General features: G+C 38.9%; 11 protein-coding genes. 6 read left to right on the forward strand and 5 right to left on the reverse strand.

Translation table 11 applies throughout. The annotated features are described in order from the left end of the window. Positions 1-6: 6 nt before the first annotated feature. Complete coding sequence (locus WAA15_RS07915) at positions 7-2,718, reverse strand: PAS domain S-box protein (protein WP_337042184.1); 2,712 nt, start codon at positions 2,716-2,718, stop codon at positions 7-9. A gap of 287 nt (positions 2,719-3,005) precedes the next feature. On the opposite strand from WAA15_RS07915, the gene WAA15_RS07920 reads away from it, so the two are divergent. After that, on the forward strand, positions 3,006-3,251 hold the full coding sequence (locus WAA15_RS07920; RefSeq protein WP_337042185.1) for a hypothetical protein: 246 nt from the start codon (positions 3,006-3,008) through the stop codon (positions 3,249-3,251). A gap of 18 nt (positions 3,252-3,269) precedes the next feature. Here the strand turns inward: WAA15_RS07920 and WAA15_RS07925 are convergent, their stop codons facing one another. Then, the gene (locus tag WAA15_RS07925) at positions 3,270-3,689 is read right to left on the reverse strand and encodes a response regulator (RefSeq protein WP_337042186.1); all 420 of its coding nucleotides are present in this window, start codon (positions 3,687-3,689) and stop codon (positions 3,270-3,272) included. Between the two features lie 550 nt (positions 3,690-4,239). Here WAA15_RS07925 and argS point away from each other — a divergent pair. The 3 genes from argS (at position 4,240) to WAA15_RS07940 (ending at position 7,625) form a co-directional block, all read left to right on the forward strand. Beyond that, positions 4,240-6,015 (forward strand): arginine--tRNA ligase, encoded by a 1,776-nt coding sequence (gene argS, locus WAA15_RS07930; protein ID WP_337042187.1) that lies wholly within the window; start codon positions 4,240-4,242, stop codon positions 6,013-6,015. A 39-nt stretch (positions 6,016-6,054) separates the two neighbouring features. Beyond that, positions 6,055-6,663 carry a glutathione peroxidase gene (locus WAA15_RS07935; protein WP_337042188.1) on the forward strand — a complete coding sequence of 203 codons (609 nt, stop codon included), beginning with the start codon at positions 6,055-6,057 and terminating at the stop codon, positions 6,661-6,663. A gap of 80 nt (positions 6,664-6,743) precedes the next feature. Beyond that, positions 6,744-7,625, forward strand: a complete 882-nt coding sequence (locus tag WAA15_RS07940; protein ID WP_337042189.1) for a 1,4-dihydroxy-2-naphthoate polyprenyltransferase — start codon at positions 6,744-6,746, stop codon at positions 7,623-7,625. Positions 7,626-7,665: 40 nt separating this feature from the next. Here the strand turns inward: WAA15_RS07940 and WAA15_RS07945 are convergent, their stop codons facing one another. Continuing rightward, positions 7,666-8,277, reverse strand: a complete 612-nt coding sequence (locus WAA15_RS07945; RefSeq protein ID WP_337042190.1) for an OmpA family protein — start codon at positions 8,275-8,277, stop codon at positions 7,666-7,668. 257 nt (positions 8,278-8,534) lie between these two features. Between WAA15_RS07945 and WAA15_RS07950 the strand changes: the two genes are divergently transcribed. Continuing rightward, the gene (locus tag WAA15_RS07950; protein WP_337042191.1) at positions 8,535-9,881 is read left to right on the forward strand and encodes a tetratricopeptide repeat protein; all 1,347 of its coding nucleotides are present in this window, start codon (positions 8,535-8,537) and stop codon (positions 9,879-9,881) included. A gap of 96 nt (positions 9,882-9,977) precedes the next feature. Here the strand turns inward: WAA15_RS07950 and WAA15_RS07955 are convergent, their stop codons facing one another. Then, positions 9,978-11,747 carry a D-alanine--D-alanine ligase family protein gene (locus tag WAA15_RS07955; RefSeq protein ID WP_337042192.1) on the reverse strand — a complete coding sequence of 590 codons (1,770 nt, stop codon included), beginning with the start codon at positions 11,745-11,747 and terminating at the stop codon, positions 9,978-9,980. A 171-nt stretch (positions 11,748-11,918) separates the two neighbouring features. Further along, positions 11,919-12,167, reverse strand: a complete 249-nt coding sequence (locus WAA15_RS07960) for a NifU family protein (protein ID WP_337042193.1) — start codon at positions 12,165-12,167, stop codon at positions 11,919-11,921. A gap of 177 nt (positions 12,168-12,344) precedes the next feature. Between WAA15_RS07960 and WAA15_RS07965 the strand changes: the two genes are divergently transcribed. Continuing rightward, entirely contained in the window at positions 12,345-14,204 is a 1,860-nt protein-coding gene (locus WAA15_RS07965; RefSeq protein WP_337042194.1) for a CocE/NonD family hydrolase, read from the forward strand. Positions 14,205-14,266 lie beyond the last annotated feature (62 nt).

The raw sequence follows: 14,266 nt of genomic DNA on the forward strand, positions 1-14,266 counted from the left end.
TTTATTTTATTCTTTCGGAATATAAATATTGAATGTAGCTCCGTGGCCTAACTCGCCGGAAGCCGTAATAACTCCGGTGTGGTTTTCTACGATTTTCTTCACAATTGCCAGCCCTATACCCGTACCCGGATACTCGTCTTTACCATGTAGGCGTTTAAATACCTGAAATATCTGGTCGTTATACTCTGGCTCAAATCCAATACCGTTATCCTGTATGCTTATATGATAATAATGGCTTTGCTCATTAATTCCGAATTCTTTAATCTGATTACCCGATACCATCGTACAATTGATAGTTATAACCGGAGGTACATCAACTTTTGAGAATTTAAGCGCATTACTTAATAAATTAGTAAATAGTTGCTCAAACTGATATTTAACCAACGATATAATAGGCAGAGATTCCGAGCGGATAGTTGCATTTTTCTGCTGAATCATTTCCTTTAACTGTTCTTCTACGTTTGTAAGTAATTGGTTTAAATCAACTACTTCAAAGTGTTTTTCAGCAGTATTAGCGCGCGAATACGATAATAAATCCAGAATAAGTTGTTGCATTCGTCTGGAAGCGTTCTGCATCCTGATAAAATAATCTTTTCCTTTCTCAGAAAGATTATTTTTTTCAATTTCCATGATGCGGGTCGAAAAAGTCTGGATTTTACGCAGAGGCTCCTGCAAATCATGGCTTGCAACATACGCAAACTGGGCGAGTTCATTGTTAAGTTTACTCAATTCATCGTTCGACTCCTCGAGTTGTCGGGTTCTTTGCTGGACTTTTTCTTCCAGTTCATTAGTAAAGAGCTTCCAGTCATGCACGTCGGTGCTTGTACCTACCCACATAATAATGTTACCGTCTTCATCTTTCTGAGGTACTGCCCTACTTAATTGCCAGCGAAACAGCCCGTCGGCGCGCTTGAACTGATGTTCAGCCTTGAACAAATGCCCTTCTTTCACAGCATCCAGCCAGATTTTCTGGTTTATTTCTTTTTCGTCGGGGTGCAACAAAAGCAACCATCCTTCTTTATCAAGTTGTTCTGGTGTAAGCCCTGCGTAATCACAGATAGACTGATTGAAATAATTCATATTACCTTCGGCATCACTTGTCCAGATGTGTTGTGGCAAAGAGTCTGCCAGAAGCCTGAATTTCTGTTCACGAGTTTCAAGCTCTTTCTGGTAGGTCATTTCATTAGTAACATCCCGAATGGTGCCAACCATTTTATATGGTTGTTTGTTTTGGTCATATAATACCTTCCCTTTACCCTCCATCCAGTGCACACTTTTATCCTTCCATATTAATCTCGAAATATAGTGCAGTGTTCCTGTTCTGTAAGCCTCTCTGAAAGCCTTATCTCTTAAGTATCTGTCATCGGGGTGCAGGTGCGCGATGAGTTCATCATGAGTTAATTGCTGATGTCCTTCATAACCAAACACTTCCAGATACTTCGCCGAATAATTTACCTCTCTGGTTTGCAAGTCTAGTTCCCACGTACCGAGGTCACTGGCATCAATCAGCATTTGCAAACGCTCTTCTTTTTCTACAATCAGGCGTTCATATTTTTTCTGCTTTGTAATATCTCTGCCTATTTTAGAAGCCCCTATGATTTCTCCCTGTTTGTTTTTAATAGGTGATATTGTCAGCGAAACATCAAGTATCTTTCTGTCTTTTCTGATTCGCTGTGTTTCAAAGTGTTCAATTCTCTCTCCCCTTTTCAGGCGTGCAATAATGTCATCCTCTTCCTGCGTACGGTCGTCGGGTATTAGTTTCAGAACCGACTGCCCAATCATCTCTTCTGCCTTATAGCCCAGAATTCTTTCTCCGGCATCGTTCCAGCTAGTAATAATACCATCAAGGCGCTTGCTAATGATTACATCGTCTGACGATTCTACGATAGAGGCAAGCATTGCCATTTTTTCTTCTACCAATTTCTGATAGGTTATGTTTTTTACTGTACCTAAAAGCCTGAGCGGCTCTCCGGCTTCGTCATAATATACTTTTGCGTTTGTATCTACCCATCTGACTTCTCCGTTGGGCAAACGTATCCGAAACTGGTAGCTCAAATGACCTGACTTTAATGAATCCAGATAGATGTTCTTCCTTTCTTGAGCATCATCAAAAATCATCATGGTATAATATTGCTCTAAAGTCAACGAGTTTTCAGAACCAAATATCTGGTTCATTGTTTCAGAAGCAATTATTTTTTGGGTCTGGATATTAAAATCATAAATACCTATCTCACTGGCATTTACAGCTAGGCGAACACGTTCTTCAAGCTCTGCTAATTTTTTACGGGCCTCTACCTGTTCGGTTATTTCATAGCCTGAAATAATAATACCGATTACCTCATTTTTGTTATTCAGAACAGGCTGATAAGTAAAGTTCGCGAAAACTTCTTTCGTATGCCCCTCTTCCTGATTCAGTACCAGCTTTATTTCGTTATCAGTATGAGGAGTTCTGGTAGTATAAACTTTATTTAGTGTAGTTAAAAAACCCTGTTCTTTTAATTCGGGCAATACTTCTTCAATGGTTTTTCCTATTACTTTTCGCTTTCCTATCAGATGCAGGAAGGCAGGATTAGCCAATTCGTAGATGTAAGAAGGGCCTCTTAGCATACAAAAGATACCAGAAGCCTGCATAAAAAAGTTATAAATTGCCTGTTGAAAATCAAATTTAAAAGATGGGTCTGAATCATCAGGTATTACTAGTGATGATTGTATGCTCATAGTATAAGTGTGCTAATTAAAATTCATGAACGTGTAATGGCTAGTCACTAGGGAATCTTATTTATTCATCAATACACAAATATATAATATAAAAGTTATAGGAAATCAATAATAAGGTAAATAATGGCCCCTTTAGCGGTATAATTTTCATTAATGCCTTGAGTATCCTTATCGGGCAAGCATAATTATTTGTACTAACTCTTAACTTTTTATACGTATATAACCATTGTAATAATCAAAAAATATTTATATTTGTCTGACTAAGCTATTATTTACTGTTCGGTATAATGAATATAACTATTGAAGACAATGTTTTAAAACGCAAAGTTGAAGAAGCGTTACGAGAAAGTGGCATCAATTGTCAGGAAATCATCGATAATAAAGAGGTAACACATCTGATAGTAGTAATAGACTCCGGTATTTCTTACAGTAAAATTCATCAGTTTACGGCTTTACTTGCCGAAAAAAACCTAAGGAGTACTTCCAATTTCTTCCCCGATATGCAAATTATTCATATTGTTGTTTTTGATTAAGCCACCTGTTGGCAATTCTTAAAAAAAGATTGGCAAACTCAGTTGCCACTCCGACGTAAGAATCTTGCGTACGATTTCAATATATTCATGATAGCTATCGGGCTTGGTCAAAAATAAATTTGCCCCTGCCTTATAGGCTTTTTCTACTAATGTTTTGTTATGATAGCCTGTTAAAACTACCGAGTAACTACTATTCAGTTTTTCATCCTGCCTTATTTCCTGCAAGCACTCAATACCATCTTTTTTAGGCATATTCATATCAAGTACAACAATATTATATTTAGGCGAATTCTCGGCCTTTAGCTTATCCATCAGTTCTTGCCCGTCACTGACGATAGTAAGCGACGTCGGAATATTCACTTCATCGAGTGCATCCTGAAATATTTGCTGATATTCTGCGTCGTCTTCTGCTAAAACAACATTAAGTGATACATACATCTGATATAGTATTTAGTTATGGCTATATAATTATTTAAAATCAGAAAGATTCTGAATTATAAAGGTGCAGTTGGTGGTAGAAGTATGGTATAGCACTTTCAGATATAGGGTTAAGAGGAATGATTGAGCAACAAAATACGAAAAAGTTATACCATAGCTCACAGGATATAAAAATAGCATTTATTTCCCGAATATCAAGAAAAACCGAGCAATTATTTCCACATTTTAATTTTATAAAACATTGTTTATGAACTAGTTACTATTGCAACCATACCCTTGTTGGCGGTGTGTAACTCATTAACACAATACATTGGCTTTCTGAATACCTCAATAAGTGTTGAAATAAACCAAACTTTTCTTACAAAAAACCTTTACTTTTGCAGAAGTAAAAGAGTATTTTCTGTGCTAACAATATGAAATAATGGCAGAAAAATACAGATTTTCACGCCTGTTTATTTATTAAAAATCAGGCAGACTTATCTCATAAAACACAATTATCATAAGAAGAAATTCGCCTTAAATTATATTTAAGAACGCTTTTTATCAATCTATGAATATCGAATCATCATTAAAATCAGCTATCCAGCAAGCCTTAACGGCACTCTTCAACATTGAAGAAACCGTTATTTTACAACCCACCAAAAGTGATTTTGAAGGACATTACACTTATGTGGTTTTTCCGTTAGTGAAACAACTTCGTAAAAGTCCGGCTGATATTGCCAATGCTATTGGCGAATACCTCAAAAGTAATACGCCTTATATCAGTAATTACAATGTGGTTCAGGGCTTTTTGAATCTTGTTCTGAACGACAGCGTTTGGTTTGATACCCTTAATACTATTTTGGCTGATAAAAACTTCGGTTTTTTACCCAAAAATAGCCAGTCGGTAATGGTAGAGTACTCTTCGCCCAATACCAATAAGCCTTTACACTTGGGCCATTTAAGAAATAATTTTCTGGGTTTTTCTGTATCTCAGATTCTTGAAGCAGGTGGTTACAATGTGGTTAAAACTTGCCTTGTAAACGACCGTGGCGTGCATATATGTAAATCGATGTGGGCGTATCAGCAGTTCGGAAACGGCGAAACACCTGAATCGTCAGGTTTGAAAGGAGACCACCTAGCCGGAAAATACTATGTAATTTTTGATAAACATTACAAAAGTGAGATTGATGCACTGGTAAAAGAGGGTATGCCCGAAGAGGAAGCCAAAAAGAATGCCCCTGCTATGAAAGCAGTGCAGGAAATGTTGGTAAAATGGGAACAAGGCGACGAACAAACCGTAGCTTTATGGAAAAAAATGAATAACTGGGTTTTTGCGGGATTCGATGAAACCTACAAAAAAATTGGTGTGTCGTTCGATAAAACCTATTATGAATCAAACACTTATCTGCTGGGGAAAGATGTGGTTGAAGAAGGATTAGCCAAAGGGGTTTTCTTTAAAAAAGAAAATGGTAGTGTTTGGGTTGATTTAAAAGAAGAAGGGCTGGATGAAAAATTAGTATTACGCGCCGATGGCACCTCGGTTTATATTACTCAAGACTTAGGTACTACTGATATGAAGTTCCATGACTTTAATAACAATAAGTCGATATGGGTCGTTGGGAACGAACAGGATTATCATTTTCAGGTGTTGTTTGCCATACTAAAAAAACTTGGCCGAAGCTATGCCGAAGGTTGTTATCATTTAAGCTATGGGATGGTTGATTTGCCATCGGGAAAAATGAAATCACGGGAAGGTACTGTGGTTGATGCAGACGAACTAGTAGCCGAAATGGTAGAAACAGCCGAAACTACCACACGCGAACGTGGCAAAATAGATGATTTTAGTACAGACGAAGCCGAAAAACTTTTTCAGATGCTGGCATTGGGGGCATTAAAGTACTTCTTGTTGAAGGTTGAACCTAAAAAACGTATGCTCTTTAACCCTGCCGACTCAATTGATTTTCAAGGCAACACAGGGCCGTTTATTCAATACACTCATGCGCGTATCTGCTCTATTTTACGTAAAGCCATTGCACAAGGTATAACCGTAGGCGAACAGGTAAAAAACGTTGAACTAGCAAAAATTGAAGCACAGTTAATTTTTATTCTGGGCGAGTACCCTAGTGCTATCAGAAAGGCTGGTGATGAGTATGCGCCGTCGGTAATTGCCAATTATACTTATGAACTGGCTAAAACATTTAACCAGTTTTATGCGGAGGTTTCTATCATGAACGAGCCAGATACCGAGAAACAATTGTTCCGTCTGGCATTAATAAAACTAGTTGCAGAAACAATTAAGAAGGCAACTGCGTTATTAGGAATAGAAGTACCCAACAGAATGTAATTAACCTACAAAATTTCTAACATCTCAATTGTTAATTCAATGAAAAAGACCATCATTTTAGCATCACTAGCCATTCTAACCATTTTCGGCGTTATGAGCTTTCGTACACTTAAATATCTGTTCTCGGATAAAGAACTGAGTGCAAACAAACCTTCGTCGGTTACGGCTAAAGGTTCATTTTATGATTATTCTTTAAAGTCGCTTGATGGCAAGGAAACTATCAATTTCAGCCGTTATAAAGGCAAGAAAGTAGTAGTACTTAATACAGCTTCTAAATGTGGCTATACTCCACAATATGCCGACTGGCAAGCCTTCCATAAAAAATATGGCGATAAAATTGTGGTAATAGGTATTCCTGCTAATAATTTCAGAGCGCAAGAGCCTGGCAGCAATGAAGAAATTGCTACTTTCTGCGAAAAAAATTATGGGGTAACGTTCCAGATGCTTGAGAAAATCAGTGTAGTGGGTGAAGACCAACACCCGTTGTACCAATGGTTAAGCAAAAAAGACCTGAACGGTTGGAACGATAACGCACCTAGCTGGAATTTCTGCAAGTATGTAATCAATGAAAAAGGAGAATTAACCAATTTCTTTGCTTCAAAAGTAACACCTGACAACGAAGAATTTAAGAAAGCCGTAGGACTGTAATAATATTCAAGCGCATTTATGTAATTTTGCAAGAGAGTGAAAGGTTTTCACTCTCTTGTTATTTTTATAATATCTGCATTATGAAAAACTGGCTTTCTGCTGCTCGCCCACGAACCTTGCCTTTGGCATTGGCAAGCATTTTAATGGGTAGCTTTCTGGCTGCCTCCGTCGGACAATTCGACTGGCTTATTTTTGCGCTTTGTTGCCTTACAACTATTTCTTTACAGATACTTTCAAATTTTGCCAATGACTACGGCGACACCCAGAATGGTGCCGATTTAGCTGGCAGGGTTGGCCCTCAGCGAGCCGTTCAGTCAGGGGCTATTACCCCTCAGCAAATGCTCAGAGCCATCGTATGGTTTGCCATACTTTGTCTGGTATTTGGCATTTCTTTACTTTATTTTTCTTTTAAAGATGCCACCACGAACCAATTCTGGGGTTTTCTGGCTCTAGGCTTATTATGTATTGTGGCAGCATATACCTATACAGCCGGAAAAAAACCTTACGGATACGCAGGGCTGGGCGATGTGTCGGTCTTGATTTTTTTTGGTTTGGTTGGTGTATTAGGCAGTAACTACCTGTTTACAAAAGCATTCGACTGGGTAAATATGCTACCTGCACTAAGCTGTGGTTTTTTTGCTACGGGTGTGCTAAATATTAATAACATACGCGATATTGAGTCAGATACCAAAGCGGGTAAGAAAACCATTCCGGCACGTTTGGGAAGAGACACCGCCATTAAATATCATTGGTTTCTGCTGATTGCAGGTATGGCAAGTATTTTATTATTCAGCTATCTGAAACAAGATTACGGCATTCTTTACGTGTTATGCTTTCCATTATTTTTCCTGAATGGTATCAAAGTATCACGTTTGCCAAATCCTGACCCTATGCTTAAACAAATGGCTCTTTCTACATTAGCCTTTGTAATATTATTTGGTATCGGGCAAATCTGGCTATAAGCAAAAGGGGGCGATAAGTATTTTATCACCCCCTTTTGCTTTATTTTTTATCGGCCATTTCAACCTGAGCTGACAGAAATTTCTTTTCATTGGCCCTGATTTTTACGACCACCCTACGATTCCGACGACGACCTTCCGGCGTAGCATTACTTTCAATCGGGCGTGTAGCACCATAACCTGCAATGGCAAGCCTCTCGGCTACTATCCCCTGCCCTTTCAGGTATAAAGCTACTGCCTTTGCTCTGTTTTCTGACAATTTCTTGTTAGTCCATTGATTCCCGCTGCTATCGGCGTGTCCTTCAATAAACACTTCTGTGTATGGGTATCTGCTCAAGGTACCCGAAATTTCATTTAACAGGCTTTTGGCATCGGCTGTTAGCTTTTCGGAGCTTGATTCAAAATAAAAATCCGGCTGAAAAGTAATGTTAATACCCTCTCCGGTTCTGACGATCTCGGCTTTTCCGGTAGTAGCACTAATCAAATCAGTAGAAAGTTTATCGAGCATAATCCCTATTTTAGCGGCTGCATCTGCTGCTACGGGGTCTTTTTTGTGCGAAGAAGTGTTATCTTTTGGTGTTTTTTTTGTTGAATTACAAGAAGCAAACAAAGCTATACTGATAGCCAAGCCTGCAAACAGACGAAGTAGTTTCATGAATTTAGGATTTTTTTAGCAACGTAAGTATCCTGATTTGGCATAATGCTCAATCAAATATTTAGTAAAGTTGCTAAAAAACCTTTTAAAATAGCAAATTTTTAGGCTTAATTTTATTATTAGGGCATGAAGCACGATTATTTAATAAAATCTTTTCAGAAAATTCATTGAGTAAACAGCCATAAAATTTATCTTTGCTAAAGTATTTTTGTCCTTACTTATCCTTATTTACCTCCTCCAAAACACTTAAACACTCTATGAGAAATCGTTTATTTTACATTTGCTTTCTTCTTATAACGTCATGTTCTGCTCATATTTATGCGCAACAAACTGCTTCTGATTATTTTGATATTGGTGTAAATAAAAGCAAAGCAGGAGACTTTGTAGGAGCCTCGCAGGCATATAGCACAGCTATTGCCATGAACCCAGACAACCCCACAAGTTATTTTAATCGCGGGTTGGCCAAACAACAACTGAAAGACCACCGTGGTGCTATTCTGGACTTTGACAAAACCATCGACCTTGACCCTAAAAATGCTTTAGCCTACTTATTCCGTGGGAAAAGCAAAAGCGAACAGGACGACCACAAAGCTGCTTTACAGGATTATAATCGTACCATTGAATTAAGCCCCGAAGATGCTTTAGCCTATTTGTACAGAGGTACAACAAGAGCTAAGTTATTAGATTATCGTCGGGCTATACAGGATTTCAGCAAGGTTATTGAACTTAACACCGAAGACATCAACAAGTTTCAGGCTTATTTTTCACGCGGGGCGTGTAAATCACGCTTAGAAGATTATCAGGGAAGTATTGCCGATTTTACCAAAGCCATTGATATGAACCCTAAACGCTCGCAGACATTTGCCAGCCGTGGTTTTAGTCGCTTGAAAATCAATGATTATGTAGGGGCCATTAAAGATTTTGATGAAGCCATTAAACTGAACCCTGAAGACAGTGAATCGTTTTATAACCGAGGATTCAGCAAAACCAAAATCGAAGACTACAGAGGTGCCATGAATGATTATGACAAGGCTATTTCGCTAGACCCTCAGAATGTAAGAGCTTATTATGGCCGTGGATTTTGCAGTAGCAAACTTAATAACCAGAAAGACGCTATCAGTGACCTTACCAAAGCCATTGAGATTAACAACATAAATATTGATTCAAAGGTAGTATATACAGGGCGGATTAATAAATCAATTCTGGACGAACTTAGAAATGTTGTGCAGGAAAAAGGGAAAATCAACGAATTTTCTGACGACCGATCTGAGGCTTATTACAGCCGTAGTGTAGCTAAATTTAAAAACGGCGATGCCAAAGGGGCCATTATAGATTTAAATAAGTCTATTGAGCTAAACCCAACGTATGCAGAAGCTTATTTTTATCGCGGCTTTGTTCGTTCGGCTACGGGTGCGCAAAAAGAAGCATTACAAGATTGCTCAAATGCCATAAAGCTAAATCATAAATACGCCGAAGCATTTTATGTAAGGGGTATTATTAAACACGCACTAGGCGACGAAAACGGTGGTTGTTATGACCTAAGCCGTGCAGGTGAATTAGGCTATTCGGCTGCTTATAACGTTATTCGCGAGTATTGTAATTAATTGTTTCTGAGGATACAAAACAAAAGAGCGAGGTTATGGACAGCCTCGCTCTTTTGTTTTGTATCTATTTTGCAACAACAATAAACTATTCCTCGCTTATAATTCCAATAATTGTTCAGTATCACATTTAAAAATAAACTGTGCTGTTTCGGCCAATTCGGTTTCTGATATTTTCTTCACCTGCCATTCAAAACCTCCTGCATATTTCTGAGTAATGCTTTTGGTTTTCTCCATTACTTCAATAATAAACGGATGCTTGGCCTTACCTATCGACTGCCCAAAATCCTGAATATCTACTTTGAACATAAGGTTAACAGGTATCCGGTACATTTGTCCGTTTTTAGCAGCACAAATAAGTAAAGGCTCATAAACAGGCGAGGAAGAATATTCGCCGAGTTTTTTCTGGGCCATTTTGTATTCTTCGTCTGACTCTCCGAAGATAATAGCGACTTTTTTACGTGGTGTTTTAACCCGCTCGCTAATCATATCGTCGAGACGCTCTAGCAACTGGCGAAAATAAACCGTATTTTTCCCGCTTCTGATACGTTCCCTAATCGACTGACGAACAAAGTATGTGATTGACTGGGTTACAGTTAAGCCTATTTCAGCCATTTGTTTAAAAATCAATGACGATGGCGACATTCCCGGTATGGTATTGGGGTCGTGCAATAGTACTCTGCTGTCAGGTGTAAGAAAACCATCAATACGTGTTACCACACAAAAGCCAAGTGTATTGAATGTTTTCAAGAGGCTTTCATGTATTTTATGCAGATTTTCCATGGTGGTATCTACCGGAATCCGCTTCTTGGTTACGTTCGATTTATATTTGGATTTAAAATCGAATGTTTGTATTTCTCCATAAATTTCGGTTGGCGGCAATGCAACAGCCTTACCGTCGTCATGCTGAATAACACCACACGAAAACTCCTGCCCTACTACAAATTCCTCAATCATCACATAATCTTCGGCATGAACCGACACCACATTAACTGCATCAAGGGTAAACAATTGTGCATCCAGTTCTTCCATCAAGTCGGCCGGATGGTAAAGTATTTTCCCGTTAATCATAACCGGAAAACCTATACCTTCATCCAGATTAGATGTTTTCTCCATCAGATGACGTTTCTGGCGTTCGGTCATTTTTTCCCATTCTTTCTTATAGAAAGTAGTTTCAAAAAAGCATTGATTAACAGCTTTCGTGAACTCATCAAGGCTTCTTTTACGAACAATAGCCACCCCGATAGATGACCCCTGGTGTGGTGCTTTTACTACAAACGGGAAACCTATATTATTAATTAAGTCAGTAAACAATTTTGAGCGGTCGGCCACAGCCCATTCTTCACGCGTGAAAGTAACCGATTTCTTTTTCTGGCCGTTTACTAATGAAATCAGCTTGTTTTGCATAGGTTTGTTGATACCCACAGCTGAGCCAATTAAACCCGGCCCCATGTACGGAATGCCGTACCACTCCAGCAAGCCCTGCAAGCTACCATCTTCGGCTTGTGGGCCGTGCATAATGGTAAAAGCAAAATCCATGATTTGGGGGAAATCAGTAGGTTGTATTTGTTTACCTACTTTGTAAATGAGCTTGTAGAGCTGGGTTTCGTTCAGTTCTCCTAGAGATTCGATATAAACCCTAAACCCACGATTGAGGTTTTTTGATGGAAAAAAATCACGAATAGATTCTTCGTAGAGTAATTCAGGATTTATCTGGATGAAATGTCCTAAGCTATCTACAAATATTGGAATTGGCTCAAAAAGTGCCTTATCGATATGTTCAAAGGCTGTTTTGCCTCCTAAGTATGATATTTCTCTTTCTCGAGCTTGCCCGCCAAAGAAAATCCCGACTCTAATTTTATTTACCATTATTTGACCTAAAGCTGATAATTGGATTCTACGACTATTGTAAAAACAGCCCCGAACTGAAAGTGTCTGCAAGATAATAAAAAAGCCACTTGTAAACACAAGTGGCTTAAGATTTTTAGCGATAAGTATGTTTCGGTGGGCTTATAAAAGCCTGACCACTATATGATTCTATCAAAATACAGGTGTCAGATTCAGGGCTTCTACTTTACGTATTTCAGGTACAGCTTTTAGAATTGCTTCTTCCAGACCGGCCTTGAATGTCATTGAAGACATGGGGCAAGAACCACACGCACCCAGTAATTCAAGTTTCACGGTGTAGTCGTCAGTAATTTCAATCACTTTCACATTACCACCATCTGTTTGCAAATAAGGCCTTACTGAATTTAAGGCTGCTTCAACTCTTTCTATTAGATTTTCCATATACCAACCATTCGGAAGATTTTTCTAATACAAAAGTAAAAAAATATTAAAAAAGTTCAAAATCTGGCCATACATAAAACACAAGCTATGAAATATAATTTTGCTCGTTTGCATTTAAAAGATTTCTCCTATTTTTGTTTCTGTCAATTTATCCTAATTCAAAAAAATCAACAAGCTATGCGAAGCCTTCTTCTATTTTTTTTATTTCTTGGCTATGGTATGGGGTTTGCTCAAACCAATGATGCCGATTATGCCCGTGAAAATTACAAGAAACGCGAAGTATACATAACCATGCGTGACGGTGTGCGCCTGTTTACTTCTATTTACTTACCTAAAGACTCCACCCGAAAGTATCCGATTCTGTTACAGCGTACCCCCTACTCGGTGGCTCCTTATGGTGCCGAGAAAATGAAAGCACTGATAGGCCCAAGTGCCGAGCTTATGCGTGATGGCTACATTGTGGTTTATCAGGACGTGAGAGGCCGCTGGATGTCGGAGGGAGACTTTGTTGAAATGCGCCCGCATATTGATAACAAAACCGCAGGAAGTATTGATGAATCAACCGATACGTATGATACCATTGAGTGGCTGGTTAAGAATCTTTCATACAATACGGGCAAAGTAGGTATGTGGGGTATCAGTTACCCGGGTTTTTACGCATCGGCGGGTTTAATGGCTAATCATCCGGCTTTGGTGGCATCGTCACCGCAAGCACCAATGGCTGACTTATGGCGCGACGACAGCTACCATAATGGAGCATTTATGCTACCTCATAATCTGGGGTTTTATCCTTTCTTTACCAACCGCACCGACAACAAACCTACACAGGCTTATAACAAGCCTTTTAATTTCGGTACGCCTGATGGATACAAATTTTACCTGAATCTGGGGCCATTGAAGAATTCATTGAACTATACCGAAAGTCTGGGCAAAGACCCTTACTGGAAAGCCAATCTTGACCACCCCAACTATGACGATTTCTGGAAAGCCCGTAATATCCTGAACCATCATAATGGTATAAAACACGCGGTAATGGTAGTTGGTGGCTGGTACGATGCCGAAGATTTATATGGAACTTTTAAGACATACCAATCCATAGAGCAGAAAAACCCTGGCATCAATAATATTTTTGTTGTAGGGCCGTGGGTTCATGGAGGTTGGTCCAGAGGTGATGGCGACATACTGGGGAATGTGAATTTCGGGCAAAAAACCAGTAGTTATTACAGAGAAAGCATTGAAAAGAAATTCTTTAATTATTATCTGAAAGGACAAGGCGACAATGTTTTTGCAGAGGCCCTTATGTACGAAACTGGCACTAACAAATGGCGCAATTTTACAGAATGGCCCCCTAAAGCTGCCAAAGAAAAAAACCTGTATCTGAATGCCAACTATAAACTTTCTTTTGAAGAACCACAAGAAAAGAAAAGTAGCAGTTCTTATATATCAGACCCTTCAAAACCTGTGCCTTCATCTGACTACATTACTTCGGGTATGCCTCGTGAATACATGGTCGACGACCAACGCCATGCCAGCCGCCGCCCCGATGTACTTACTTTTCAGACAGACATCCTGAATGATGACGTTACACTTGCGGGTAATATATGGGCTAATCTGAAAGTATCTACCACAGGTACAGATGCCGACTTTATTGTAAAAGTAATAGACGTTTACCCTGACGACGCTAAAGATAACCCTAATACAGCCAAAAACATGAAAATGGCGGGGTATCAACAAATGGTAAGGAGTGAAGCCATGCGTGGGAAATTCCGTAAGAGTGTTGAAACTCCTGTACCGTTCAAACCCAACAAAGTAGAAGATGTTTCGTTTGAATTACAAGATGTACTGCATACATTCCAGAAAGGACATAGAATTATGGTTCAGATTCAAAGCACGTTCTTCCCTATTATCGACCGTAATCCGCAAAAATTTGTTCCAAATATCAATTATGCCGATTACTCAGATTTCCAGACAGCAACACAAACTATCTACCACGAAAAGAAAAACGCTAGTTTTCTGAAAGTACGTGTCTTGAACTAATCAGGTATGTTACCAAAGGGCATAAAAAAACTCTGTCAGCAATTGCTAACAGAGTTTTTTTA

This window comes from Emticicia sp. 17c, from assembly GCF_037153985.1.
In the GTDB taxonomy this organism is placed as follows: Bacteria; Bacteroidota; Bacteroidia; order Cytophagales; family Spirosomataceae; genus Emticicia.